This window comes from Ruegeria spongiae, from assembly GCF_023502395.1.
Lineage (GTDB): Bacteria > Pseudomonadota > Alphaproteobacteria > Rhodobacterales > Rhodobacteraceae > Ruegeria_C > Ruegeria_C spongiae.
This window is the reverse complement of the sequence record NZ_JAMFMB010000013.1, coordinates 52,539-77,754: the sequence shown is the minus strand read 5'-3', so window position 1 is coordinate 77,754 and position 25,216 is coordinate 52,539. Positions and strand designations below refer to the sequence as shown.

The following is a 25,216-nucleotide window of genomic DNA, read 5'->3' as shown; positions in this document are numbered from 1 at the left end:
GTTTCCTCCTTACGATGCCAGCAGACGCTTGGTGCGCCGCTCGACAAGGGTTACAGCCTGCGACACCGGGAAAGACACGGCGAAATAGATCAGCGCAACGGTGGTCAGGGTCTCGATGGGACGGAAGGTTTGCGTCGCGATATAGCGGCCTTCGTACATCAAATCCTGCACCGAGATCAGCGCCACCAGCGCCGATTGCTGGAAGATACCGATGCCGTTGGTGATCAGAACGGGCAGCGCAAGGATCAGCGCTTGCGGCAGGATCACATAAATGATCCGCTGCAGGACGTTGAGGCCCAACGCGGTGCTGGCATCCGTATGAGCGTGCGGAATGGCCTGGATCGCGGCGCGATAAGCCTCGGCGTTGAACGCGGCCAGGTTCAAACCCAGCGCGAGCATGCCCATGAATTCAGCGCTCCACCACACATTGAACAGGATCGGAACGCAGAAGAAGAACCAGACCAGCTGGATCAGCGCCGGAGTGCAGCGGAAGAACTCGATATAGGCCGTCAGCGGCCAGACGATCATCCTGATCTTGGACAGCATGCCGATGGCGACGATAAAGCCCAGCACCAGACCGATGATATTGGCCCATAAGGTCAGTTGCAGCGTGACCATCAGCCCGTCCATCAGCTGTGGCAGGGCTTTCTTGACGTAGAACCAGTTGAATTCGTAGTTCATCGGTTCACCCCTCGATATGCAGCACGTTGCGCAGGAAGTCGCGGGTGCGGTCTTGCTGAGGGTTGCCGAACAGATCCTTCGGCGGTGCGGCCTCGATCACTTTGCCGCGTTCCTGAAACACCACCTGCGTGGCGATATTGCGGGCGAAATGCATGTCGTGGGTCACGATCATCATCGGCATTCCGGCCTCGGCCAGTTCCATCATGGTGTTCTCGACCTCGACAACCAGTTCGGGGTCCAGCGCCGAGGTTACCTCGTCGAACAGCATCAGCTTGGGATCCAGCATCAGCGCGCGGGCAATCGCCACACGCTGTTTCTGACCGCCCGAAAGCTGGCTGGGATAGAAATTCGCGCGATCGGCCAGACCGAACCGTTCCAGCAGGCCCAACGCCTTGTCGCGCGCTTCGGATTTCTTTATTCCACGCGAGCGCACGGGAGCCAGGCACAGATTGCCCAGAACACTGAGATGCGGGAACAGGGTATAGTGTTGGAACACCATCCCCACCTCTTTCTGCACCTGCCGGTTCAGCTTCATCTTGCCGTTGGGTGCACCGTCGATATAGTCGTCATCGCCCAGACGGATGGTGCCGCCTGCGATGTCCTCAAGACCCATCATGCAGCGCAAAAGGGTCGATTTTCCGCATCCTGAAGGCCCGATCAGAACCAGCCGATCAGTGCTGCCCATATTCAGATCAAACCCTTCGAAGATCGAAAGCGTTCCGTAGCGTTTGATCAATCCGTCAATCTCGACAAAGGCCATGACGCCCTCCCATCTGTTCGTCCCGGCTTGGATATGCCGCCCCGACAGTGCGGGGCGGCACGGAAAGCCGGACTTATTCGGCAGTCATTTTGTCTACGGCAGCTTGGTATAGGCGCTGAACGTTGCCGGTTGCGACTTGCTCTTCGAGGTAGATGTCCAGCACCTGAATGTCCTCCAGCGGAACCGACTTGCGCAGGCCAAAGGCGATACCCTGCTTGGCAATGGCCGGGTCGGGCAGGGTTTGCGCGGCCCAGTCGGGGTTCTGCAGGATCGTGATGCGATGGATGTCGCTGTCGGTCGCGAACACGTCGGCCCGCTTGGCGATGATGGCCAGACGGCCTTCGTTGGCGCCGTCCAGACGGATGATCTTGGCGTTCTTGATCTGCGGCGTGATCGAAAGGTCGCCAGCGGCGCCCTGCATCACGGCAATCGTGATACCTTCCTTGTCGAAATCGGGCAGCGAGGTCATATCAGCCGTAATCTTCGGGTTGCGGGTGTCATAGAGCAGACCGATCTCGTAGCTCCAGATCGGGATCGAATAGTTCACGGCCAGCGCGCGCTGCGGCTTGCGGTTCAGGGCCGAAGAGATGTCCCACTTACCCGCCTGAAGACCGGCAACCATGTTGCCCCAGGTGGTTTCGACCGGCTCAATTGTGACGTCGATCGACTCGGCAAAACCGTTCATCACATCCAGAAAGTAGCCGGACCACTCTCCGGTCTTGGGGTCACGCACCAGCAGCGGCGGAGCCTCGGCGACACCCACGCGCAGGGTGCCGCGTTCCTGCACATCGGTCCATAGGTCCTCACGCTCCTGCGCGACGGCGCTCTGCGTGAGGGCTGCCGCAGACAGGGCGGTCACTGCGGCAAAGGATTTCATTTTCGACATAAACGACATTCTTGTTCTCCCGTTGGTCTCAAGACCCGGCATGCGCCAGTGCACATACGCGGAATACAAAGACTGTGACCCACCGCCCCCGCGCCGATACATCAAGAAATCCGGTGCTTTGGTAAGTTATTCTTGCGGGTTTTCTGCCGGGAGTATCACCCCGGGGTTGAGCAGGTTCTCAGGGTCAAGCGCCCTCTTTACCGCAGCCATCAGATCGCGTTCTTCCGGGCTACGCAATTGTTGTGCAAAGGTTGTTTTTGATCTTCCCAACCCGTGCTCTGCCGCGAAACTGCCTCCGGCCTGTTCAGCCGAACGGTAAAGACAATACGAAAGCGCCGCTTTGTTGTCGCCAAAATCCGGCATACCGGCGGGGGGTGACAGGTTGAAATGAATGTTTCCGTCGCCCAGATGCCCGAACGGGTTGAGCCGCACGCCCGGCAGGATCACCTCCAGCTCGGCCTCCATTGCGTCGATGAACTGGCTCAGCCCGGCAACCGGAACCGAGATGTCATGCTTGACCTGCGCGCCTTCCAGCCGCTGACCTTCGGGCATTTCTTCGCGCAGGTGCCACATCGCAGCGCGTTGGGTATCATTGGCGGCAACGGCACCGTCGACAATCAGGCCGGTCTCAAACGCGGCCCCCAGCGCCTCTTCCAGCATGCTCGACAGATCAATCCCGCGCGCTGACGTCGACAATTCCACCAGCACATAGGCGCGCGTGCGTTCGGACAGCGGATAATCCAGCCCCGACACGTTGCGCAGCAACATCTCAAGCCCGGACTCGCAGAAAAATTCAAGTGCCGAGATGAACTCGCCCAGATCCCGCCGCAGCCCTGCGCCAAGACGCACAAGGGTTTCAAAATCCTCGACCGCCAGCAGCGCGGTCGCGCGTGATACCGGTGCGGGATAAAGGCGCAGGGCGGCGCGCGTCACGACACCCAGCGTCCCCTCGGAACCGCAGAACAGGCGGCGCAGCTGATAGCCCGCGTTATCCTTGAGCAGCGGGCGCAACCCGTTCCAGATACGCCCATCGGGCGTAACCACCTCGAGCCCCAGAACCAGATCCTGCATCATGCCATATCGCAGCGCGTGGCTGCCGCCCGCGTTGGTGGCAATCAACCCGCCAATCTGCGCGCTGCCTTCTGCCCCCAGATGCATGGGAAAGATCAGATCATGCGCTTCCACTATCTGATGAACCGAGGCCAGCACCGCCCCGGCCTCGACCGTGACGGAAAAGGCCAGCGGATCGACCGGTTCAATCTTGTTCATGCGCGACAGCGAGAGAATGACATGTCCCGGCGCCCCTGGCACGGCGCCTGCGCACAGGCTCGTGTTGCCACCCTGCGGTGTGACGGGCACACCAGCGGCATGTGCCAGCCGCATGACCCCGGCGACTTCTGCTGTGCTTTGCGGGCGGGCAACCCCCAAAGGCGCGTGCGACTGCAGTTTCAACCAATCGGTCTGATAGGACCCGGTGTCCTCGGTCAGCCAGCCCTTTGGCCCAAGCAGAGCGGCAAGATCCTGTTCCAGCGCCATGGTTCAGCCCGCAAACGTATAGGCGGTCTTGACCGAGGTGTAGAAGTCCACCGCATAGCGCCCTTGTTCACGCGAGCCGACAGACGAGCTTTTGCGACCCCCGAACGGAACATGGTAATCCACGCCCGCCGTGGGCAGGTTCACCATCACCATCCCCGCTTCCGACCGTCGCTTGAAGTCACGCGCATAGCGGAGCGAGCTGGTGCAGATGCCAGAGCTCAGCCCGAATTTGGTATCATTCGCCAAAGCCACCGCGTGATCGAAATCGCTGGCCTTGATGATGCTGGCGCAGGGGCCAAAAATCTCTTCCCGGCTGGTTCGCATATCATTGGTCGCATTCACAAACATCGCCGGTGCCTGAAAGTATCCCGGGCGGTCCAGCTGTGCGCCGCCGATCACCTCGGCACCTTCCGTGCGCGCCAGATCGACATAACCCAGGTTGCCGCGCAGCTGGCTTTCCGATGCCACCGGTCCGATTTGCGTTGCCGCGTCCAGCGGGTCACCCAACACAAGCTTGCGCATGGCGGATTGCATGCGGTCCACAAAGGCGTCGTGAACACCTTCCTCAACGATCAGACGAGAGGACGCGGTGCAGCGCTGCCCCGTCGAGAAGAACGCGCCGTTGATGCACGCGCCGATGGCCACGTCCAGATCGGCATCCGCCATCACCACCATCGGGTTCTTGCCGCCCATTTCCATCTGCAGCTTCTTGCCCTGGCGGGCACAGCCTTCGGCGATGCGCTGGCCGACGCCCTCCGACCCCGTAAACGAGATCGCGGCCACTTGCGGGTGTTCGACCAGCGCGTTGCCGATTACCGAACCCGGACCCATCACCAGGTTGAATACGCCTGGCGGGCACCCCGATTCGTGCAGGATTTCGGCCAGGATATGGGCCGATGCAGGCGTTTGCTCGGCAGGTTTCATGACCACGGTATTGCCAAAGGCCACGGCCGGTGCAGCTTTCCAGGCTGGAATGGCAATGGGGAAGTTCCAGGGGGTAATCAGGCCGATCACTCCCAGAGGTTCACGCGTCACTTCCACATCGACCCCATCGCGAATTGATGCAATGGCATCGCCGGTCAGCCGAACAGCTTCGCCTGCGTAGAATTTGAACAATTGCCCGGCCCGCACCGCCTCTCCGGTTGCTTCGGCCAGAGTCTTGCCCTCTTCACGGGCAAGAATGCGCCCGATCTCGGCGCTGCGGTTCAGGATGGTGCTGCCTGCGCGATCAAGAATATCCGCGCGATACTGGGGCGACGCCGCCGCCCAACCCGGAAACGACTGCGTGGCGGCCTGTACCGCGTCATCGACCGCACCAGCATCGCCACGTGCGAACATCCCGACCAAATCATCTGGATTCGCCGGGCTCCGGTTGTCAATTTCCGCCTGTGCGGCGACCCATTCCCCGCCAATGAGGTTCAAATTGGTCATATGCAGCTCCTGACGTCGATTTCCGGCGAACTATGTGGCAATAGGCGCGTCTGCATATTCAAGAAATTCTGACGACAGGAAAAATTTTCTTCTCCAGCCCAAGTGCTATGATTACTCAGAACTCATTTTTTTGGTATCGCTGCAAATTTTTGCGTACGGCGAACTTTATCAGCGAACGCATCAGAGTTATTCGAGCTTGGTCGGCAAGTTGTTTAAAAAGACAATGTCCCGGCTTGAATTGACCCTTGTGGATCAGGTGCGCCACTTCGCCTCCATCAAGCGTCGCTATTGTTGAAGCGAAGCGTTGAATCCGCCCATGTGCCGAACGCGCCATCTGGCAAATCTGTGTTCTTGCTTGATCATGCTACTCAGAAACTTGGACCTGATCGTTTGCAATTTGACCGGGGCAGCCAAACAGTTTCAGGATCGTGTTCACGTTCAGAATACCCGCTGCAGTGTCGTGGCGCTCCCGTGACGTATCTGTCCCATAATGCGTTCTTCCATTCCATCGAATGGACCGCATCATCATACCGTGGGATCGAACATCTCGCAGGCGTCGGACATTTTCTGGGCGTAACGTGGCGCCGACATATAGCCGGTCGCCAAATCCTATCCGTCTCAACGTCCACTGACTCGGTAGTTGCCATTGGTTCCGAGTACAGCATTCGTTACAATAGGCTCTTTCAAGACCTCGGATGCGGTGCAGCCTTTATGCCCGCTGGAGGAGCGCCGATCGTTGCTCACGGCCCATAGTCGGCATTCACCTTACTCGCTTCGCAGCGGTGCAGTGACCCTAGAGCGGTCATTTGATTTCGAACCGAACACCGCTGCAGCGCGCAGCTTCTCCGAAGACGCTGCTGCGCGTTTTAGCTAGCTGTCTCGGGCAATATAGGCTGCAAAAGAGTCAGCGTAGTCCGGGTGCCAGCGGCTGAGCGGGGGGCGGTTTTCGATGATGTCGCCGGCGGCCCATGCAATGCGATTTTCGTCCAGCCTACGGGGTACGTCATTGTCGGGGCAAAGAATGTAGAAATCGCCACGATTCACGCTTTCTATGAAGAAATCGGCCGTTTGTTCTGCGGTCCATGCGGCTGCGGGCTTTTCGGTCGCGCCGATCATTGCCGTATGAACAAAGCCCGGCACCAAAAGATGTGCCGTAATGTGGCTACCTTCAGTGTTTCGTAGCTCGTGCGCGAGTGCTTCGGTGAATACTTTTAGGCCCGCCTTGGACATGTTGTAGGCCGGGTTTCCGGGCGGTGTTGTGATGCCCTGCTTGGACCCGGTATTGATAACTGCGCCTGGGCGACCCCGTTCGATCATGCCCGGCGCGAACACTTGCGTCCCGTGGATGGCTCCCCAAAGATTGACGCCCAGTATCTTCTCCCAGACATTGAGTGCGGTCAGGCACGACGTGCGGCCACCGACACCTGCATTGTTCATCAGGATATCCGCACCTCCGAAACGTGTAGTCACCTCTTTTTCAAGAGCTTCGACTTGCACGCGGTCTGAGACATCTGTGGCGGCCGTCATCACGTCCGCAGCGCCTGCGGCGCGCAGGGTCTCTTCCGCTGCGGCCAGCTTGTCTGTGTCGCGGTCTACAGCGACAACCTTCATGCCCATTCCAGCAAATATGGCTGCGGCGGCGAGGCCAATGCCTGAAGCGCCACCTGTCACGACAGCTACGGAACCAGATTGAAATGCGGGGTGCGTCATATTGATTATCCCTTTTCAGGATGCCAGAGTTAAAGGCGTTACGGCGGTGGCTGACCGTTTCCAATCAAGTCAGCCAATTTGTTCATGCGGTTTTCTTGGCAGCCACGTTCAGCTTCAGCATGTCTGCCATACCAAAGTTTGTGAAGAGCGCTTCGGTGTTGGTTGCTGCCGTGGGAGCGCCTGCCAATTCACTGTAACCGCAATTGTGGTCGGTCGCGGATGGTGAAAGCAGATTGCCATGGAAGTCCATCGGGAATCTGCCTGATATCCCGAGCGGAAAGATGACATTGGTAAATGTTGGATTGGCACTGTCGGCCTAAATCTCCGAGAACGCGATTGTGTGTGATGAAACAGCAACTTCCGGGTTTCATGTCATTCCGCCTATGGCAACAGCCTGACCGCCTGAAGGCTTGGCAGGCACCGGAGGGCGATCGGCCTGTGTTTGCCTTGTGCCACCGACGCCGCCATCGTTTGCCCCGACCGCGAAGTCATCGCTCTGATCGGCGATGGTTCGGCAAGGTGTACTTTGCAATCCTTGTGGACGATGACCCCCAAAAATCTCGTTGTCACAGTCATCGTCTTTGCCAACAGGGGCCATCAGACACTTCGCGAGGAACTTGCAATTGTAGGGATCGAGAAATACGGTCAGAACGCGCACTTCGCCCAAAGAAGCTGCCGTTTGGACCATGAAACGAAATGTTCGGTTCTAGAAATTTGCAGCATCGGTGCTCAAAAACTCAGAACTGTTGTCGAAGCCAGGAATTGAACGCTTCGGCTTGTGGTCGGTGCACTATGTGATGCTCAGTCCGAACCAGATAGTGTGACTGCCCCAAAGCCGCCGCATCGCCGACGATCCGAATATTCTGTCCGGCATTAATCGCCCCTAGCGCAAAGCGCTCAATGATTACGGCACAACCCAAACCAGCAGCAACCATCTCGATCGCAGCAGTAGAAGTGTCGGTAACCAGGCGCGCACTGAGGCTTGCCGGTTTGAGAGAAAAGGCGGCTAGGTAGCGCGCCCAGTGGTCGTCGAAGCCCAAGATGTGAATTGAGGGGTGCAGGAGCAGGTCCTTGGGTCCATTTATCCCTCCATCGTATGCCGCACGGAAAATCGGGACAATCGCTTCATCCGAAAGCAACTCGAGATCCGATCTTGCATACTCTTTGGAAGCCAAAACGATATCCACGTCGACCGGGTGTTGATCAGATGGATTTTTCCAGATTGAGGTTATCAGTTTGACGCTGGTATCCGGATGATCACGCAAGAAGCTTTCCAATCTCGGAGTTAGCCACATAATGAGCGCCATAGAGGCACGTACTGTGATCGTGCTGGCCTCTTGGGGACCAAACAGGCCGGTGGTCGACATCTCGATCGTGATCAGGGCTTCGCGGACAGTCAGCAGATAAGCTTGACCCACATCGGTTAGTTGCAGGCTTTTGGGGCGGCGCTCGAACAGCTTCTCGCCAAGCTGGGCCTCCAGCGCCTTGATATGCTGACTTACGGCCGTCTGGGTCAGGCCGATCTCGTGGCTCGCCGACGTGAAACTCAGTAGCCGTGCGGCCGCTTCAAAACTACGCAGCCAGTTCAGGTTCAAGTTATGGCGCATGACATACTCATAAGCTTTTTATGTTCATGATCGTGTTTTGTTTCGTTTTATCTGGCTGCAGAGCCTCTGCATAGTACCGGGTAAGGTCACTGTTCCCTCTGGCCGATCGAGATTTTCAAAGGAGATCATCATGGCCGACACCAGCCAAACCCAACGGGACGTCGTTTTGGATCTTGTTGACCTCGACCGTTACCCGATAGCCGATCTGGACAATAATCCGGGTGCGGAATTTTTGGCCGAATGCCAGAGCAGCATCGACAGCAATGGCTGGTGCAACCTGGAAGGATTCCTGCAGTCCGATGCTTTGGCTCGGTTAAACACAGAGGCGAATGCGCTGTTGCCAACCGCCGAGGTCCTGAATGTGAAGCGGAACATCTATCAGGGTGCGGTTGACCCGTCGCTGCCCAAAGACGATGCGCGCCGGAAAGAGTTCATCCATAGCGCTGTGCAGCTTGCCGATGATCAGATACCCGCCGAGACCGCGCTCAAACAGCTCTATAAATCTGAAATCTTGACGGAATTTGTGCGACGGGTGCAGATGAAGGAACAACTCTACCGCTGTGCAGATGAATTCCAGGCGCTCAATGTCGTCGCCTTGCAACCGGGAAGCTGGCACGCCTGGCATTACGATACGACCGAGTGCACGGTGACCTTGCTTCTGCAGGCCGCCGAAACTGGAGGCGAGTTCACCTTCCTTCCAAATTCCCGGACGGACGAAGAGGAAGACCGGGAGGCTGTGGACCGGCTATTGGGAGGTGATATGTCCCTGGCACAGACATTCTCGCGAGGGGCTGGCACGTTTACCCTGTTCCGCGGCGGATACTCATTGCACGGCGTGACAGAGGTAGAAGGCAACCATCCGCGTATTTCCGCCATTATGACCTATGACGAACAACCCGGCAGGGTGATTGGGGACGAGATCAATATTCGTATATATGGCAAGCGGGTGGAACAGATACTGGCCAATCGCAAGACCGGCGCGATTGCATAAGGATGGGTGAAGATGAAAACCGCACTACTGGTGATTGATGTTCAGATGGCGTTGGCGCACGAGGATGCTTCGGGCGTGGATCGCTCCTGTCCAGAAGCGGAGAGCAATATTGCCCTGCTGCTGGAAAAGTTTCGAAGCAACAACAGCACGGTCGTGCATGTTCATCATCACGGCACGAGCCCTGACGATCCGTTCCATCCGGATGCTCCGGGCGCCGTAGTTCAACCCGTCGCTGCCCCGGCACAGGGTGAACCCGTTGTCATCAAGACCGGTAGCAGCGGGTTTGTGGGAACACCATTGCAGACCATTCTGCAAAATGCGGGCGTCGAACGGGTCGTCCTTTGCGGAGCAACCGCAAATCATTGCGTGGAATCGACCACTCGCAGTGCGGCTGATCTTGGATTTCAACCCATCTATGCCGCTGATGCAGTCTGGACTTACGGCATTGCCGGGCCGGACGGAAAATCCCATAGTGCAAGCTTGGTTCACTCAGTCAGTATGGCGACGCTTGAGGGCGAGATAGCTGCCGTTAAATTCACGAAAGACGTTCTGGCCATGTAAAGACTGCCAAGTTCGAATTACATTTCCTGCGTTGCGGTGTCACTCACTGGCGGTTTCAATATTCCAAGCCCGAACCAACTGTGGCAGCGCTTCGTTCCAATCCTGTACGCCGGTGCTTTCGGCCCAGACCCTATATTGGCGGATTAGGTAGTTTTCCAACGCCGGATTGCGATCCGCAGTATCGGTCAGCTCAGTTTTGTCGGACTCAATGTCACAAAGCGGCTTGGCACGGGCCGGCATCGCCACCAAGCACCCCGGTAACTTGGCAAAGAACTCAAGGGATGACCTCTGCGTGGTCCTTTCCAAAAAACAGCGTGATCCGTGTGATTTGCTCCGCGCACCTGAAAAACGTTTCTCGCCAGATCCTGGCCAATCATGCAATTTCTACCATAGGCGCCTTCATTCGGGTCGTTGCAAGACCACCGTGACAGGTCGAAACCAGCGGAGCGTCTACGACTTCCTAACCCGTCTCAGGTCATCGCGGTCGTCGATACTCGATTGCAAAACTCAGCTCTGGGTCGTAGTGGGTGTCCCAATACCCCTTCCACAATGCCTTTGTAACAGTGCCGGCCTCACCGTTTCCAACTGGATTTCCATCAATCCGCGTAACCGGCATGACGCCACCTGCGGTTGTCACGAAAAAACATTCGTCGCAGGTGTAAGCAAGCTCGACCGGGACATCGTCCAATGTCCAGGCAAAGCCAAGCCGATCCGATATTTCGAGAACTGTTTTTCGAGTGACTCCTTCCAGAACCCCTTTGCGCGCCGTAAACAAATGCTGGTCCTTCACGAACACAACATTGAACCCTGACCCCTCGGTGATGTTGCCATCGCCATCCGTCAGCATCGGGTACATGGCCCCCCGATCGCGTGCCTCCAGAAGTCCACGGGTGAAATCGCCCCATTGCAGGTTCTTGATTGTGGGGTCGATGGCGCCGGCAGGAATCCGGCGGACATTGCGGGTCACGATGGCGTGGCCGCCGGTCCGCTGCAACTCTTCGCCCATGACCCAGACATACGGCATGACCATGAGATAGCAGCAGTTCTTGCAATCTTCCGGCGCGCTTTGCCGGATGAACTGCAGACCTCTGGTCAAGATCATCTGGACATAGGCATCCCTGATGCCGCTCATCGCGACCATTTCGATCAGTTTGGCGCGCATGTCCTTTCGGGACAGGGGGTTTCGCATCCGCAGTTTTGCAATGCTGGCCTCAAACCGGTCAAGGTGGTCATCCAGACGAAAAAAGCGGCCATCCCAGACAGCGGGCACGTCATAGGTCAGGTCGGAGTGCAAGAAACCCTGATCCAATATGGGTATGCGGGCGTCATGCAGCGGTGCAAACTCACCATCGACCCAGGCGACTCCCCGAGCGTAGGGATTGTCGCTTTGTGCCAGGGCAGCAGTGCGTTTGTTGTATTCGGTGAAGATGTAGTCGGTAAAGCTCATGTCGGGACTTTCTCGGTCTGTTTGGTGATAGGCAAAACATGCAGCGATGGCGGCGACACGCTCGGCAAAAGCTGTAACCCCAGGCCAATCACGCGTGGGTTCATGACGATCTAGGCAAGCTTCTGCTTTTGCCCGAGGCCGAGAAGAGGCTTTCGCTTGTTCAGCTTCTCTGTAACCCGGTCTGGGATGGCGGGAATATTGCCTCGAGTATCCTTGAGTTCGGCGAACACCTTTTCTGATGTTTCCAACACCCCGTCGATCGCCTCATCTGTCATGCCCGCATTCATGAACATGTTGTGGTATGGGCTGAACAACACACCGTTCTGTGCCAACAGCTGGCAGAATCGATAGGCAATGCGGAAATCGGGATCCTCCCTGAACAGGATTTGCGGCATCGTCACTGGTCCCGTCTGGCTCAGTTCAAATCCAAACGCGCGCGCGCGATCCTCCAGCCCGGCTCGCAGGCGGCGCCCATAGGCCATTATCTGCTTGAAATAACTGCCTTCGCGCACTTGCCGAAGAGTCTCGATTGCCGCGGCCATCGGCACGGCCGAAAACCAGAAGGAACCGGTTACATAAATGCTACTGGCTGCCTGTTTCACCTCATCGGTGCCCAGAACAGCGGAAATGGGCTGGCCATTGCCCAGCATTTTGCCCCAGCAGCTGATATCAGGTTGAACGCCATGTTCGGACCATGCGCTGCCGACAGATAACCGGAAGCCGGTACGCACTTCATCCAGGATCAGCACCGCCTCCTTTTCATCGCAACTCTTGCGGATCAATTGCGCCATCTCCTGCGGGAAAAAGTGCTGATCGCCAAATACCTCGTGCCGATAGGGCGTCACGATTACACCAGCCAAATCATCGCCCGCCTGGCGCACCGCGTCGGTGAAACTGTCCATGTCGGTGACGTCGAAATAGATCAGATTCATGCGGTCCGCTGGCTGCACACCTTCCATGCTGGGCGTCGACCAGGGCAGGCAACCATGATAGATTCCGCGCCCCACCACGATTTTCGAGCGGCCCGTCTTTGCCCGCGCAATCGTTGTTGCGATTGAGGTCGCATCGGTCCCGTTCTTGCAGAACATTGCCCAGTTGGCATGGTCGATCATATCAACCATGGCTTCGGCCAGATCCACCATAAGCGGCGACGGACCTGACATTGTATCACAGTGCTCCAATTGGTTCCGTATGGCGTCTTGCACCTGCGCGTTTCCGTAGCCCAGCAAGTTCGGCCCATACGCCGAAAGGCAATCAAAATATTTGTTGCCGTCTGCATCCCACAGGTAAGTGCCTTTGGACTTGGTGTAATACTGCGGCACACCATCCGGCATCAGGTAGGTTGACATGTGGCCATACACACCGCCCGGAACAACTTGCTCGGCGCGCTCGATCAGACGTTTGTCATTGCGAAGCATGTCTTCCCCTCCAATGCGCTCAGTTGCGCCAAATATTGAATAGGTAATCGCCTGTCGGACCGCACCCAATTGCGAAAACCTGGAAGCCTGGGCTATCGCAGGTAGTGCCCCCTTTGGCGGGCAAGAGGGGCCTTTCGGCCCCTCATTTTCGGTTTCAGTTGGTGATTTCAGCCAGTGGCAGATTGCAGCACGCGCTATAACGCACGCCTTCAACACCGTTGCGATAGGCCAGGATCAGGTCCGGGCTGACCATGGGGACGATAATCTTGTCGTTTGCCATATGCGCCCCGGCCTCGTGCCAGAGTTTTTCGGCGGCATCCGGTGATTCAGCCTGCAGCGCCCGGGCAAGAAGATCCGGGATTGCAGCGTTGATGACGGACGGGTTGTTATCTGCGCCCGCCCGATTGGCCCAGACAGACCCCTCTCCAAGACCGAAATAGTCGACATATTGCGAGCTGCCATAAAAATCAGGGGCAAAGTAGACGGCGGTTAGCGGAATATGGTCGCCGCCAACCTGCTCACCCCATGTGGGGAAGGGAACCGGTGACAGATCAACCTCGATGTTTACCTTTTTGAGGTCCTGCTGAATCTTCTGCATCATCAGCGAGAAGTCGATGCCATAGACGTTTGTGTCAGGATAGACAGAATCCAGCCGGAAACCATCCTGAAGCCCTGCCGCAGCAAGCAATTCCTTGGCTTTCTCCGGGTCATAGGCGGGAATCTCATGCCCGGAGCTTCCCGGGAAGCCAAGCGGAATCGGGGTCGCGATTGGGCGCCCGGCACCTCCCAGCGTGAAGTCGATCAGACTTTCCCTGTCGATCGCATAAGAAATGGCCTCACGTACGTCCTGGGTCAGATCAACCTCCAATCCCTTGGCGCCCGGAGACAGCGCAACATAGACAAAGTTGAATGACGGGACAGTTTCAATCGTGACATCCGCACCCTGAAGCGATTTTGCGGTTTCAGGGTCGATTTGCATCGCAATGTCAGCAGCGCCTGATTGCAGCATCTGTGCCTGAGAGACCGCATCTTTCACCTGCATGAAAACCACCTCGGGAACGCCCGGCGCGTCACCCCAATAGTTCTCGTTCCGGGCCAGGCGCAGTTCCGAGTTCGGCTCGTATCGGCTGAGCACAAATGGGCCGCTGCCAGCGGAATTGGCAAGGAACCAGGCCTCTGCCGTGTCTTTGTCGGCGGCGGTCTCATCGGCAACGGCGCCATTGGCCTCTGCCACATCGCTGTTAATCACCCCCAAGAAACCCGCCGCCAACTGGTTGACGAACTCGGAATTCGGTGAGGACAGCTTAATCACAACCGTTTGCTCATCCGGCGTTTCGATGGTCTCGATCGCTTCTACAAGAAAAGCACCGTTTGCTTTGATGTTGCTGAGACGCTCGAAGGACCATTTGACGTCTTTGGCTTCGACCGGGGAGCCATCGGAAAACTTGGCCGCAGGATTCAGTTTGAAGGTGAACAGCGTCTGCTTGTCCGCAATCTCCCAGCTTTCGGCCAGAAGCGGCTGGATCTGGTTGTCCTTGTCCAGGGTCGCAAGCTGTTCGTAGACCGATGTCAGGTAGATCTGGCAGGTGTCGCACCAGGCACGCGCCGGGTCCAGCGCGTTCAGATCCATGTCGCGTGCGATAATAAGCGGTTGCTCATCCGCCTGCGCCGCAGGCGCGCAAAGGCTTGCCAGCGTGGCGGCAAGGGCCATGGACATCATGTTTCTGCGCCACGGTGTTGGAACGATTTTCATTTTCCTCTCCTCCTTCAGGAAACGGGCTGTTACGCCACGATTTTGGTTTTGCCTGCAATTCGAACCAGCGCGTCGCTGACGTCCGAGACCTGCGCCAGCGCCGCGCGGTTGAGCACGGCGGACACGGTGGGTGCGGCGCGGCCGCCGGTCACCCGAATGATCTCGTGGTCCAGATAGTCGAAGAAACGATCCTGAATCTCGGCGACCCAGGACGGCGCCAATGACAGGCTGCGCGCGGTTTGTTCAGCCGTGACAACGCGCCCGGTCTTTTCGATCGACGCACCGATCAGATCCCAATCCAGCCCGTGCACGTCAATGTTGCGCAGGTCAATGATCTCGGCATCAATTCCGGTTTCCTCAGCGGCCTTCTGCGCGTGCTCCACAGCGACCCCGTAGGCCAGGACAGTGCAAGCCGTGCCGGGCCGGACGATCCGTGCCTGGCCGAACGGGATCAGGTAATCCCGGTCCCCCTTCGGCACGTCATATTTGCGCTGATAGAAATCCGTGTGTTCGATAATCACCACAGGGTCGTCGCAGGTCAGCGCGGCATTCATCATTCCGATATAATCAAACCCATTGGAGGGCGAGAAAATGCGCCATCCCGGCAGCAGGTTAAAAAACGCCGACGGGTCGCTGGAATGCTGCGACCCGTAACCGGTCTGCGGCGAGATTCTCACCCGCATGACCAGAGGCACCGGAAAGCCGGACCCGAACATATGGCGCACTTTGGCAATGGCGTTTGCGATCTGATCTGCGGCGGTAAAGCAGAAATCTCCGAACATGATTTCGACAACCGGGCGCAGCCCGTTCAACGCAGCCCCCATGGCCACGCCGGAAAAACCGTTTTCCGCAATAGGCATCGGAAGCACCCGCTCGGGCCAGTTGGTGAGCGCATCGCGAGTCATGCCGCTGACGCCGCCGCTCAGCCGGTGAACGTCTTCGCCCAGGACAATAATGCGCGGGTCCCGCTGCATCGCCGAGGCCAATGTTTCCGAGGCCGCAACCACAAACCGTTTTTGCTCGACCGCGCCGTTCAACATGTCGTCGCGGGTCAGAAACCGCTTGCCCCTCAGTTCCGACAGATCGCCCACGATCCCCTCATCCTTGCTGCCGGGATCAGGCCAGAGATGTTGCGGAATTCTGAGGGCGTTTCCACCGGGGTCTGGCTCGGTCAGGCGTTCGGCGGCAGCTTTGACTCTGGCGGACAACAGCTCGTCCAGGTGTTGCAACTGCGCTGCGTCCAATACGCCCAGCTTCTTCAGCCGTGCCTCTGCGGTGGCAATCGGATCGCGGCTGCGCCACTCGGCCTCTTCCTCTTCGCTGCGATAGCCAAAGGCGCTGCCCGGCATGTCGCCATACTGATGGAAATGCCGATAGCACAGCGCTTCGATGACCACGGGACCGCCATCTTCGCGGATGATGCGGCGCGCCTCGACCATGGCCTTGTGCACAGCGACAACATCCATTGCGTCCACTTCGATCGACGGGATGCCGAACATGGCTCCGCGCGACGACAATCGGGTTTCCCGTGTGATGTCGCTCAGGTGGGTGGACACGCCATAGAGGTTGTTTTCGATAAAGAAAATCGTCGGAACACTCTGCACAGCCGCGATGTTCATGGCCTCGTAGGTCGCGCCGTTTTGCGCCGCGCCATCGCCAAAGAAGGCAATCGAGATACGGTCTCGTTTCAGCATCTTGTCGGCCAGCGCATAGCCCACCGCATGGGGTGGGTTGCCGCCGACGATGGCGGATGTGCCGCCGATCCCGGACGCCTCGTCGCGCATGTGCATCGACCCGCCCCGGCCACCGCAATAGCCCGGTTCCAGCCCCATGATTTCGGCCATGAAGCGATACAGCACATCGTCCATGTCACCAGTGAAATCATCCGCCAACAGGTCCAGCCCCTGCGGTGTGACAGCCGCGAGCAGTTTCATCAGAACCTGGTGATGCGCGCGGTGGGTGCCGTTGATCTTATCCTCCGGCATCAGAATCGACATCGCCCCGACGGCCCCGGCCTCCTGACCGATGCTGGCATGGGCCGGACCGTGGATCAGGCCCGATTTCGACAGCTCCAGCAAACGTTCCTCGAAGCGGCGGATCAGCAGCATCTGCCAGTACCAGCGGATCAGGTCTTCTTTCGCTTCACCCTTCCAATCACGCTCCGAGCCCTCGATCCGGTACCAGGCCGCAGAGGGGGTAAGCTGCTTTGTTTTTCCAGGCTTGGAAGTGGGGGCCGCCATTCTGCGTTGTCTCCGTCCTTGATCGGGTTTTGTTTTGTGGAATTTAATTCCATTTATAATTTATGTCACACTAAGCTGCCTCCGCAAAGCCGCGCAACAAAATTTTTCAAGATTCTGAAGAGGTCGACTTGACCCGAAGCTGCAAAAGTGGCCGGCAGCAGGAACATTTGAAGAACTTTCTGAGACTCGTCCCGTTACTGTGCCGGTATGACTTGATACGCGGCGCGACGGTCCGGGCTTTCCCCGAGGTGCGAGAATCGATGCTGTGACCCGGGCGCGGCAAATCATCCCCGTTTGAACAGCAACCTGCTATTTGGCACCTGCGTCGCCAGAGGACACAGGCGTCGCAGGTGCCAAGCCCGATGGTTGCTGGCGCAGACCTCTAGGGAGAATGACCACGCTGCCCTTGCACTCAACACGCATCGAGTTTCAGTGCAGATGGGTCACGAAACGGGTATTCAGATAACTGTCCAACGCTTCAGAGCCGCCCTCGGTTCCATGACCGGAATCCCTGATGCCGCCGAAGGGAACCTCTGGCAGCGCGAATCCCGCATGGTTAATGGCGGTCATTCCCGCCTCAACCTCGCGCCCAAGCCGCGCCGCCGTATTGCTGTCGCGCGTGAAGCCATAGGCGGCAAGGCCATAGGGCAGCCGGTTCGCCTCGGAAATCGCGGCATCCAGATTCTTGACGGGATTGATAACTGCGACCGGGCCAAAGGGTTCCTCGTTCATGATCCGGGCGGTCTGCGCAACATGGGTCAGCACTGTCGGTTGGAAAAACCAGCCCTGATTGCTGGCCCTTTTGCCCCCGGTGCGCAATTTCGCACCGCTTTCGACCGCGTCCTCAACCAACGCATCCATGGCCGCAAGACGGCGTTCATTGGCCAGCGGTCCCATTTCAACGTCCGCATCCAGCCCATTTCCCAGTTTGATCGCCTCAGCCTGCTCCACGAACCGGTTTGTAAAATCATCCGCCAGATCCTCGTGCACCAGAAAGCGGGTTGGTGAAATACAGACCTGGCCCGCGTTTCGGAACTTTGCCGGAACGATGACCGATAAGGCCTGATCCAGATCGGCATCCGCCGCGACGATGACGGGTGCATGGCCACCCAACTCCATTGTGGCGCGTTTCATATGGCGCCCGGCAAGTTCAGCAAGATGTTTTCCAACCGGGGTAGACCCGGTAAAGCTGATCTTGCAGATCACCGGATGCGGGATCAGATATTCCGAGATTTGCGCAGGTTCGCCAAAGACAAGACCCACAACCCCATCCGGCAGACCGGCATCGGCAAACGCCTGGATCAGCGCGGCAGGCGCGGCCGGGGTTTCCTCGGGCGCTTTGACGATGACGGAACAGCCCGCTGCCAGACCCGCAGACAATTTCCGAACGGCCTGATTTATCGGAAAGTTCCATGGCGTGAAAGCAGCGACCGGCCCGACCGGGAGCTTGAGCGTCATTTGCGTTGTATTTGGATTGCGCGCCGGAATGATCTGCCCATAGGCGCGCTGGCCTTCGCCCGCAAACCAGTCGATGATGTCGGCTGCCGCCAAAGTTTCCAGTCGCGATTGCGCGAGTGGCTTGCCCTGTTCCAGCGTCATGATGCGGGCAATGCTGTCGACCCGGTCGCGCAGCAACCCAGCAGCCTTTCGCAGAACTGCGGCGCGCTCGTAGGGGGAAATATCCCGCCAAATGCGAAAACCGTTATCCGCTGCGGCCAGCGCCTCGTCCAGATCCGCAATACCGGCATGTGACACGGTACCAATCTTTTGCTGCGTGGCCGGGTTCAGCACATCAATGACCCGGCCGTCACGGGCAGGCTGCCACCTGCCATTCAGGAAAAGCTGCGTTGAGGGATATTCAGGCATCGGATCTCTCCTTTCGAAACTTCTTGTGCCGAACCGATTGCAAAACCGGTTCTGCGACACTTCGCTGGGCTCTCTCTTGCGGCCTCTTGCGGGCACCATTCACACCCCTTGCAAAACAAACGGATCATTTGGCCAACCACAGGAAGTGTGGCCCCCATCGTCAAAACAAGCTGGTTTCATGGTTGAGACTTTTCGGTCTAGGCGACCTCTGGGTCTTTTGGGCACTTCACCACACCCCTCGCAATCAGATCGTCGATCTGGGTGGGCGTCATGTTCAACACATCCTGAAGAACGGATTTGGTATCCTCACCCAAGAGCGGTGGCGGCTTGGGGCGGTATCCCTCCTGCGCCTTGATCCCATGGGCCGGGCCGATCAGGCGGACCGGGCCCAAAGTGGGATGCTCGAGTTCCTGGATCGTGCCCCTCTCCCGAACGCCGGGGCTGTTGAGCGCCTCTGCCACGTTCTTCACGTGACCGGCAGGAACACTATGCGCGATACACAGATCCACCCAATGCTTACACGTATTGTGTTTCAGGATGCCTGTCAGGATTTCCAGCAGATGTTCGCGGTTTACGGCGCGATCATGGGATGTCTTGAAACGGGGATCGTCTGTCAGGTCCGGGCGATCAATCACATCCCTGCAGAATCTGACAAACATGCGATCGTTGCCAACGGCCAAAGCGAAGATACCATCAGAGGTATCAAATATCTGGTATGGAACAACGGTCGGATGGGCATTGCCGAAGCGGACCGGCTCGACCCCGGCATTGAGATGCCCGGTGCCGACATTGATCAGCATGTTCAAAGACGACTCGAGAAGGGACAGGTCAATGAACTGACCATCCCCGGTGCTTTTGCGTTGATACAGCGCCGCCAGAATGGATTGTGTGGCAATCATGCCAGCGACAACATCGGTAAAGGCAACGCCCAGGCGTGTGGGGGGGCCGTCCTTTTCACCGGTAATCGACATCATTCCGGATTCGGCCTGCATCACAAAATCATATCCTGGACGCTGACTTTGCGACCCAACTTGCCCGTATCCCGAGATTGCGCAGTAAACAACGTCTGGATTTATCTTGCGAATATCCTCGTATCCCAAGCCAAGCCGACCCGCGGTGCCAGCGCGAAAGTTCTCGACCACCACATCCGCTTGCCGCGCAAGGTCAAGAACGATCCGCAATCCATCGGGGTCTTTCAGATCGACGGCCAGACTGTGCTTGCCGCGATTGGCGCACAGGTAGTAGGTCGATACGCCTTTGTAGTTGGGCACCGACCAGGCTCTGGTGTCGTCCCCGCCTTTGACATTCTCTATCTTCCAGACATGCGCGCCAAGATCGGCGAGGCTCATGGTGGCCCATGGTCCTGCCAGTACCCGGGTCAGATCCAGAACTTTGATGCCGTCCAGTGGCAGGTCTTTATTGCACATGATTTGCTCCAACGCCGCTTGGTCAGACGGCCAGTAATCCGGTTTCCATTTCAGACGGGAAGTGACAGGCGACGGAATGGCCCTTTTGGGTTTCATCCAGCCTGGGTGGGTCCGAGGCGCAAATCTCGCGTGCCTTCGGGCAGCGGGTTCGGAACGGGCATCCAGAGGGCGGGTTCAATGGGCTAGGCACATCTCCGGTCAGCACGATATGCTTGCGCGCGCGTTCCAGTTTGGGGTCGGCCAGCGGAACCGCGGACATCAGCGCCTGGGTATAGGGGTGCGCCGGGGCGCTGTAGAGCTTCTTTTTGTCCGCTATCTCAACGATTTTCCCCAGGTACATCACGGCCACGCGATCGCTGATGTGTTGCACCACGGACAGATCATGCGCGATGAAAACATAAGCCGTCCCGATCTCTCGCTGGAGGTCCTTGAGCAGATTGAGCACGCCCGCCTGAACCGACACATCCAGTGCCGAGACGGGCTCATCCAGCACCAGCAACTCGGGCCGCAGCGCCAGTGCGCGGGCAATCACCACCCGTTGGCGCTGGCCTCCGGACAATTCGTGGGGATACCGGTCGCCGTGTTCGCGCGTCAGCTGAACAAGGTCGATCATTTCGGCGACACGCGCCTTGCGCTCGGATTTCGACAAATCGCTGATCCGCAACGGCTCGGCAATGTTCTGAGCGATGCTCATCCGGGGATGCAGCGAGGCATAGGGGTCCTGAAAGACCAATTGCACCTTGCGCCGCATGGCCCGCATCTCGGTCGCGCTGATCTGGTTTATGTCCGTACCATTGAAAAGTGTCTGACCGCCCGTGGCGTCGATCAAACGCAAGATGCAGCGGCCGAGGGTGGACTTGCCGCAGCCCGATTCACCAACAAGCCCAAGGGTTTCCCCGCGCCGGACATCAAAGGACACACCTGCCACCGCCTTGATCTGCCCGATCTCATGCTCGATCAGAAGGCCGCCCTTGACCGGGAATGACTTGCTCAGATTGCGGACGGACAGGACTATATCCGGGGTGCTCATGCGCAGGCTCCCTCTTTGTCGTCGGCAAAGTGGCACGCCACACTATGCGCGCCGTCTGTGGTGGTTTGCGGGTCAAGATTGCGGCAGACGTCCTGCGCCATCGTGCAACGCGGGTTGAAGGCGCAGCCGGACGGCAACCGCCCAAGCGGCGGTGGGGCGCCTTCAATCGAAAAGAGCCGCTCTTTTTCTTCCGAAATGTTCGGGATCGAGGCGATCAACCCACGTGTGTAGGGGTGTTTGGGATTGGCAAAGAGGTCGTCGATCGAGGCCTGCTCCACGACCTGACCGGCATAGACAACCGCGACGCGGTCCGCATGACCGGCCAGCACGCCAAGATCATGGGTGATCAGGATCAATCCCAGATTCAGCCGTTTTTGCAGAGTGGCGAGGACCTCCATGATCTGGGCCTGCACCGTCACATCCAGCGCGGTTGTCGGTTCATCCGCAATGAGCAGGTCGGGATCGTTCGCCACCGCCATCGCAATCATGACGCGCTGCCGCATCCCTCCGGAAAATTCATGTGGATACTGATGCACCCGGCGATTAGGTTCGGGTATAGCGACCAGTTCCAGCAGTTCGATCGCTCTCTCCATCGCGTCGCGTTTGGAGATTTTGCGATCGTGCAGCCGGATCGCCTCGACAATCTGGGTGCCCACTTTCGTTACCGGATTGAGAGATGACAGCGGGTCCTGAAAGATCATGGCAATGCGCGATCCGCGCAACTTCTGAAGCGAACGGCGGTCCAGACCCACCAGTTCCTGCCCCTGAAACCGGGCCGAACCCGTGACATAGGCCGAAGGCGGCAAAAGGCTGACAGAGCCAAGCATGCCAACGGATTTGCCCGACCCGGATTCTCCGACGATACCCAGAACTTCGCCGTGATCGACATGCAGATCAATGCCACGCACAGCCTCCAAAGGGAGGCTCCGGCTTAAGAAGCCAACGCGAAGGTCACGTACGGAAAAGAGCGGAGTATTCATGTTCTAACTCACTTATTCCGACCGTGGATCAAGATAATCATGCAGACCGTCACCAATGAAGTTGAACCCAAGGACGACTGTCAGGATGGCAACGCCGGGGCCAAACGCGACCCACCACGAATAAAATTGCTGCGCCCCGTCCGAGATCATCGATCCCCACTCCGGGGTTGGTGGCGTTGCCCCCAGCCCGATGAAAGACAGCGAGGCCGCCAGCAGGATGACCTGACCCAGATCCATGGTGGCGCTGATCAATATGGGGGTCCAGCAGAGTGGCAGAATGTGTTTGAACAGGATGCGCGGGCGGCTTGCACCAGCGGCGATGGCGGCCTCGACATGTTCGCGTTCGCGCACTTCCAGCACCTGCGCGCGCATCAGCCGGGCATAGACGGGCCACCAGACGATGACCATCGCAATCGCGGCATTTTCCAGCCCCGGCCCCAACGACGCCGCCACAGCCATGGCCAGCAGCATCGGCGGAAACGACAGGGTGACATCCACCAGCCGCATGATGGCGGACCCAAAGAGGCCTCCGATGTAGCCAGACAAAGCGCCCAACAGAGCCCCGAAGGACACCGCCAGGACCACCACGATCACCGCGATTGGAATGGAATGCAGCGCTCCAAAAAGTGTCCGGCTCAGAACATCGCGCCCCAGCGCATCTGTTCCCAGCCAATGCTGCCAACTGGGAGGTTGCAGCCGACGCCCCACCAGTTCCAGCGGGTCATAGGGGGCCACAACGGGTGCGAGCACCACCATCAGCAACCAAAACAGGACGATGGCCAGACCGATGGCCATCGGCAAAGTCAGCCAATACGGCACGAGCAAGCGGCGAGCGAGAGGAAGGGATTGATCGGTCATGTGGTTACCCCAGACGAACGCGCGGGTTGGCGATGACATACGCAATATCGGTGATCAGATTGGTCAGAAGGAATATGATACCCCCCACCAACGTCACCCCGATGATGGCAGGAAAATCCAATGCGCGGGCGGCGCCCACAGCATAAGATCCCAGACCCGGCCAGGAAAAGATGGTCTCGGTCAGAACGGCGCCCGTCAGCAGGTAGGCAAAGGAATAGCTGATCACCGTCAGGGTCGGCACCAGCGTGTTGCGAAGCGCATGCCGGATGACCACGCGCAGCTCGCCTGCCCCCTTGGCGCGCGCCGTCAGGATGAACTCGCGCCCCAGCACTTCCAGCATATTGGCCCGCACCAGCCTTGAGATCGTCCCGGAAACCGCCCAGCCAAGCACAAACGCGGGCAAAAGTAGATGCCACAATGCGTTTGCAAACAGCTTGAACTCACCTGCAAGCAACGTATCGATTGTCATGAAGCCGGTGACGGTTGGCGGCAGGCTGGCTCGGGGATCAAGACGCCCGGGACCGGGAACAACCCCCAGTTTCACCGAGAGCACATAGAGCAGCGCAAGCCCCATCCAGAAAACCGGAACCGATGATCCGACCAACGCAAACAGCCGCGCGAGGTGGTCGATCCAGGAATTCTTGAAATAGGCGGCCAGCACGCCAAGCGAAATTCCGATTGTTGAGCCAATGACCATTGCCGCACCAACCAGCTCAAGCGTGGCCGGCAACCTGAAGAGAACATCCGTTAGAACAGGTCGCCGCGTCACAAATGATGTGCCCAGATCGCCGCTCAGCAGATTGCGAACATAGATGAAGTAGCGCTCTGGCAAGCTCCGGTCCAAGCCCCATCGCGCCATTGCCGCCTTGACAGCTTCGGGGTCGTTAAGCTGCCGATCCGACAAAATGGCGGTGAGCGGGTCGCCCTTTGTTACCGTGGTGAGCAAAAACGCCAACGTCACGATGCCAAGTACAAGAAAAGGCATGGCAAATAACCGTTTGAGAATAAAGCGCGTCAAGGGCTGCCCTTTTTCTAGCTTGGCCCCTTCGCAAGGGTGCATGGAACCAAAGATCGAAGTTTGACCGGATGAAACGGTGCGATGATTATTGACAAACACCCAACCCGAAGTCAACATTATTGAAATTTAATTCCAGTTTTGAGACTCACATGCCTGACGCCGGCTCCGACAGACCTCGTGACGCTGGAATAGGAGAGCAAAGAATGCGCAAGAGAACGAACCCCGTTGACCATATTCGGGACGATCAGCCGATAAAAACCGCCACATCGTTGCAGCGCGGGCTGGAGATATTGCGTGTATTCACCGCAGACGATCAGACTCTTGGGAATCAGGATCTGCTGGACCGGACCGGCCTACCCAAGGCCACTGTCTCAAGGCTCACACAGACGTTGGTTATTCTGGGCTACCTCCACTACGACGAAACCCTTGGTCGGTATTCCATCGGACCTGCGACGGTTTCCCTGGGCTACTCCGCCTTGTCGTCCAGTGCAGTTGTTCGTATGGCGGTTCCATTGATGCAGGAGATGGCAGATAAAACCGGAGCCGCTGTTGCACTTGGGACCCGGGATGGATCGGACATGGTCTACCTTGCGAATAGCAGGTCGATGAATCCGGTCTCTCTGCAGCTATATGTCGGCTCCCGGCTGCCGATCTGGCGGACCTCCATGGGCTTGGCCTATCTGGCCGATCTGGAACCGGAACAAAGGGGGCAGGTTCTAGAACAGATGATATCCGCCGACCCCGATCAGGAGGCCGCGATCCGGGAGGCTGTCTTACAGGGCGTTGACAGCGTGAAGTCCCATGGTTTCGTCAGTTCTTTTGGGCAGTGGTACAGCTATATCAACGCGGTTGGCGTCGCCTTTCGCCCGACAGACGGATCGCCGTTGGTTGCGCTGACCTGCGGTGGAATCGTCGACATCGTCCCGCAGGAAAAATGCCTTTCCGAGATTGGCCCTGATCTGGTCGATTTGGTCCACGACCTCAGGAAGCGTCTGAACGGAGCGTCAGACGACTGA

At 58.1% G+C, this 25,216-nt stretch carries 24 protein-coding genes; 4 read left to right on the top strand and 20 right to left on the bottom strand.

The window, feature by feature from the left end:
* Positions 1 to 9: 9 nt before the first annotated feature.
* The 8 genes from M3P21_RS11740 to M3P21_RS11705 form a co-directional block, all read right to left on the bottom strand.
* On the bottom strand, positions 10 to 681 hold the full coding sequence (locus M3P21_RS11740) for an amino acid ABC transporter permease (RefSeq protein ID WP_249710189.1): 672 nt from the start codon (positions 679 to 681) through the stop codon (positions 10 to 12).
* Positions 682 to 685: 4 nt separating this feature from the next.
* On the bottom strand, positions 686 to 1,441 hold the full coding sequence (locus M3P21_RS11735; protein WP_249710188.1) for an amino acid ABC transporter ATP-binding protein: 756 nt from the start codon (positions 1,439 to 1,441) through the stop codon (positions 686 to 688).
* 73 nt (positions 1,442 to 1,514) lie between these two features.
* On the bottom strand, positions 1,515 to 2,336 hold the full coding sequence (locus tag M3P21_RS11730) for a transporter substrate-binding domain-containing protein (RefSeq protein ID WP_249710187.1): 822 nt from the start codon (positions 2,334 to 2,336) through the stop codon (positions 1,515 to 1,517).
* A gap of 117 nt (positions 2,337 to 2,453) precedes the next feature.
* Positions 2,454 to 3,863: an FAD-binding oxidoreductase gene (locus M3P21_RS11725; RefSeq protein ID WP_249710186.1), complete on the bottom strand. Its 1,410-nt coding sequence runs from the start codon at positions 3,861 to 3,863 to the stop codon at positions 2,454 to 2,456.
* A 3-nt stretch (positions 3,864 to 3,866) separates the two neighbouring features.
* The gene (locus M3P21_RS11720; RefSeq protein ID WP_249710185.1) at positions 3,867 to 5,294 is read right to left on the bottom strand and encodes an aldehyde dehydrogenase family protein; all 1,428 of its coding nucleotides are present in this window, start codon (positions 5,292 to 5,294) and stop codon (positions 3,867 to 3,869) included.
* Positions 5,295 to 5,409: 115 nt separating this feature from the next.
* Complete coding sequence (locus tag M3P21_RS11715) at positions 5,410 to 5,628, bottom strand: hypothetical protein (RefSeq protein ID WP_249710184.1); 219 nt, start codon at positions 5,626 to 5,628, stop codon at positions 5,410 to 5,412.
* Positions 5,629 to 6,164: 536 nt separating this feature from the next.
* Positions 6,165 to 7,004 (bottom strand): SDR family NAD(P)-dependent oxidoreductase, encoded by an 840-nt coding sequence (locus tag M3P21_RS11710; protein WP_249710183.1) that lies wholly within the window; start codon positions 7,002 to 7,004, stop codon positions 6,165 to 6,167.
* Positions 7,005 to 7,086: 82 nt separating this feature from the next.
* Positions 7,087 to 7,254, bottom strand: coding sequence for a hypothetical protein (locus M3P21_RS11705; protein WP_249710181.1), 168 nt, complete (start codon positions 7,252 to 7,254; stop codon positions 7,087 to 7,089).
* A 192-nt stretch (positions 7,255 to 7,446) separates the two neighbouring features.
* On the opposite strand from M3P21_RS11705, the gene M3P21_RS22735 reads away from it, so the two are divergent.
* Positions 7,447 to 7,770: a thiamine pyrophosphate-dependent enzyme gene (locus M3P21_RS22735; protein ID WP_373319999.1), complete on the top strand. Its 324-nt coding sequence runs from the start codon at positions 7,447 to 7,449 to the stop codon at positions 7,768 to 7,770.
* Here the strand turns inward: M3P21_RS22735 and M3P21_RS11700 are convergent.
* Complete coding sequence (locus tag M3P21_RS11700) at positions 7,742 to 8,611, bottom strand: LysR family transcriptional regulator (RefSeq protein WP_249710180.1); 870 nt, start codon at positions 8,609 to 8,611, stop codon at positions 7,742 to 7,744. The genes M3P21_RS22735 and M3P21_RS11700 overlap by 29 nt on opposite strands.
* Positions 8,612 to 8,741: 130 nt before the next feature.
* Here M3P21_RS11700 and M3P21_RS11695 point away from each other — a divergent pair, with 130 nt between their 5' ends.
* Both M3P21_RS11695 and M3P21_RS11690 read left to right on the top strand, forming a co-directional pair.
* Positions 8,742 to 9,602 (top strand): HalD/BesD family halogenase, encoded by an 861-nt coding sequence (locus tag M3P21_RS11695; RefSeq protein ID WP_249710178.1) that lies wholly within the window; start codon positions 8,742 to 8,744, stop codon positions 9,600 to 9,602.
* 12 nt (positions 9,603 to 9,614) lie between these two features.
* The gene (locus M3P21_RS11690) at positions 9,615 to 10,163 is read left to right on the top strand and encodes an isochorismatase family protein (protein ID WP_249710176.1); all 549 of its coding nucleotides are present in this window, start codon (positions 9,615 to 9,617) and stop codon (positions 10,161 to 10,163) included.
* A 39-nt stretch (positions 10,164 to 10,202) separates the two neighbouring features.
* On the opposite strand, the gene M3P21_RS11685 is transcribed toward M3P21_RS11690, so the two are convergent.
* The 11 genes from M3P21_RS11685 to M3P21_RS11635 form a co-directional block, all read right to left on the bottom strand.
* A complete protein-coding gene (locus tag M3P21_RS11685) occupies positions 10,203 to 10,409 on the bottom strand; it encodes a hypothetical protein (RefSeq protein WP_249710174.1) in 207 nt (68 codons plus the stop codon).
* 229 nt (positions 10,410 to 10,638) lie between these two features.
* Positions 10,639 to 11,610 carry an aminotransferase class IV gene (locus tag M3P21_RS11680; protein ID WP_249710172.1) on the bottom strand — a complete coding sequence of 324 codons (972 nt, stop codon included), beginning with the start codon at positions 11,608 to 11,610 and terminating at the stop codon, positions 10,639 to 10,641.
* Positions 11,611 to 11,720: 110 nt separating this feature from the next.
* Positions 11,721 to 13,028, bottom strand: a complete 1,308-nt coding sequence (locus M3P21_RS11675) for an aminotransferase class III-fold pyridoxal phosphate-dependent enzyme (RefSeq protein WP_249710171.1) — start codon at positions 13,026 to 13,028, stop codon at positions 11,721 to 11,723.
* 154 nt (positions 13,029 to 13,182) lie between these two features.
* Positions 13,183 to 14,781 carry an ABC transporter substrate-binding protein gene (locus M3P21_RS11670; RefSeq protein ID WP_249710170.1) on the bottom strand — a complete coding sequence of 533 codons (1,599 nt, stop codon included), beginning with the start codon at positions 14,779 to 14,781 and terminating at the stop codon, positions 13,183 to 13,185.
* 29 nt (positions 14,782 to 14,810) lie between these two features.
* A complete protein-coding gene (locus M3P21_RS11665; RefSeq protein WP_249710169.1) occupies positions 14,811 to 17,021 on the bottom strand; it encodes an alpha-ketoacid dehydrogenase subunit alpha/beta in 2,211 nt (736 codons plus the stop codon).
* A gap of 429 nt (positions 17,022 to 17,450) precedes the next feature.
* Positions 17,451 to 18,887 carry an NAD-dependent succinate-semialdehyde dehydrogenase gene (locus M3P21_RS11660; protein ID WP_249710168.1) on the bottom strand — a complete coding sequence of 479 codons (1,437 nt, stop codon included), beginning with the start codon at positions 18,885 to 18,887 and terminating at the stop codon, positions 17,451 to 17,453.
* Between the two features lie 197 nt (positions 18,888 to 19,084).
* Complete coding sequence (locus M3P21_RS11655) at positions 19,085 to 20,314, bottom strand: CaiB/BaiF CoA transferase family protein (protein ID WP_249710167.1); 1,230 nt, start codon at positions 20,312 to 20,314, stop codon at positions 19,085 to 19,087.
* Positions 20,315 to 20,336: 22 nt separating this feature from the next.
* Positions 20,337 to 21,344 carry an ABC transporter ATP-binding protein gene (locus M3P21_RS11650; protein ID WP_249710166.1) on the bottom strand — a complete coding sequence of 336 codons (1,008 nt, stop codon included), beginning with the start codon at positions 21,342 to 21,344 and terminating at the stop codon, positions 20,337 to 20,339.
* Positions 21,341 to 22,252, bottom strand: coding sequence for an ABC transporter ATP-binding protein (locus M3P21_RS11645; protein WP_249710239.1), 912 nt, complete (start codon positions 22,250 to 22,252; stop codon positions 21,341 to 21,343). Before M3P21_RS11645 ends, M3P21_RS11650 begins: the two co-directional genes overlap by 4 nt.
* Positions 22,253 to 22,336: 84 nt before the next feature.
* The gene (locus tag M3P21_RS11640; protein WP_249710165.1) at positions 22,337 to 23,182 is read right to left on the bottom strand and encodes an ABC transporter permease; all 846 of its coding nucleotides are present in this window, start codon (positions 23,180 to 23,182) and stop codon (positions 22,337 to 22,339) included.
* Between the two features lie 4 nt (positions 23,183 to 23,186).
* Positions 23,187 to 24,242, bottom strand: coding sequence for an ABC transporter permease (locus M3P21_RS11635; RefSeq protein WP_283780939.1), 1,056 nt, complete (start codon positions 24,240 to 24,242; stop codon positions 23,187 to 23,189).
* Positions 24,243 to 24,403: 161 nt separating this feature from the next.
* Between M3P21_RS11635 and M3P21_RS11630 the strand changes: the two genes are divergently transcribed.
* Positions 24,404 to 25,216 carry an IclR family transcriptional regulator gene (locus M3P21_RS11630; RefSeq protein ID WP_249710162.1) on the top strand — a complete coding sequence of 271 codons (813 nt, stop codon included), beginning with the start codon at positions 24,404 to 24,406 and terminating at the stop codon, positions 25,214 to 25,216.

Coding starts and splice junctions, on each gene's coding strand:
- M3P21_RS11740 (WP_249710189.1), bottom strand. CDS start 681: ATGAACTACGAATTCAACTGGTTCTACGTCAAGAAAGCCCTGCCACAG.
- M3P21_RS11735 (WP_249710188.1), bottom strand. CDS start 1,441: ATGGCCTTTGTCGAGATTGACGGATTGATCAAACGCTACGGAACGCTT.
- M3P21_RS11730 (WP_249710187.1), bottom strand. CDS start 2,336: ATGTCGTTTATGTCGAAAATGAAATCCTTTGCCGCAGTGACCGCCCTG.
- M3P21_RS11725 (WP_249710186.1), bottom strand. CDS start 3,863: ATGGCGCTGGAACAGGATCTTGCCGCTCTGCTTGGGCCAAAGGGCTGG.
- M3P21_RS11720 (WP_249710185.1), bottom strand. CDS start 5,294: ATGACCAATTTGAACCTCATTGGCGGGGAATGGGTCGCCGCACAGGCG.
- M3P21_RS11715 (WP_249710184.1), bottom strand. CDS start 5,628: ATGGCGCGTTCGGCACATGGGCGGATTCAACGCTTCGCTTCAACAATA.
- M3P21_RS11710 (WP_249710183.1), bottom strand. CDS start 7,004: ATGACGCACCCCGCATTTCAATCTGGTTCCGTAGCTGTCGTGACAGGT.
- M3P21_RS11705 (WP_249710181.1), bottom strand. CDS start 7,254: ATGGACTTCCATGGCAATCTGCTTTCACCATCCGCGACCGACCACAAT.
- M3P21_RS11700 (WP_249710180.1), bottom strand. CDS start 8,611: ATGCGCCATAACTTGAACCTGAACTGGCTGCGTAGTTTTGAAGCGGCC.
- M3P21_RS11695 (WP_249710178.1), top strand. CDS start 8,742: ATGGCCGACACCAGCCAAACCCAACGGGACGTCGTTTTGGATCTTGTT.
- M3P21_RS11690 (WP_249710176.1), top strand. CDS start 9,615: ATGAAAACCGCACTACTGGTGATTGATGTTCAGATGGCGTTGGCGCAC.
- M3P21_RS11680 (WP_249710172.1), bottom strand. CDS start 11,610: ATGAGCTTTACCGACTACATCTTCACCGAATACAACAAACGCACTGCT.
- M3P21_RS11675 (WP_249710171.1), bottom strand. CDS start 13,028: ATGCTTCGCAATGACAAACGTCTGATCGAGCGCGCCGAGCAAGTTGTT.
- M3P21_RS11670 (WP_249710170.1), bottom strand. CDS start 14,781: ATGAAAATCGTTCCAACACCGTGGCGCAGAAACATGATGTCCATGGCC.
- M3P21_RS11665 (WP_249710169.1), bottom strand. CDS start 17,021: ATGGCGGCCCCCACTTCCAAGCCTGGAAAAACAAAGCAGCTTACCCCC.
- M3P21_RS11660 (WP_249710168.1), bottom strand. CDS start 18,887: ATGCCTGAATATCCCTCAACGCAGCTTTTCCTGAATGGCAGGTGGCAG.
- M3P21_RS11655 (WP_249710167.1), bottom strand. CDS start 20,314: ATGTGCAATAAAGACCTGCCACTGGACGGCATCAAAGTTCTGGATCTG.
- M3P21_RS11650 (WP_249710166.1), bottom strand. CDS start 21,344: ATGAGCACCCCGGATATAGTCCTGTCCGTCCGCAATCTGAGCAAGTCA.
- M3P21_RS11640 (WP_249710165.1), bottom strand. CDS start 23,182: ATGACCGATCAATCCCTTCCTCTCGCTCGCCGCTTGCTCGTGCCGTAT.
- M3P21_RS11635 (WP_283780939.1), bottom strand. CDS start 24,242: ATGCACCCTTGCGAAGGGGCCAAGCTAGAAAAAGGGCAGCCCTTGACG.
- M3P21_RS11630 (WP_249710162.1), top strand. CDS start 24,404: ATGCGCAAGAGAACGAACCCCGTTGACCATATTCGGGACGATCAGCCG.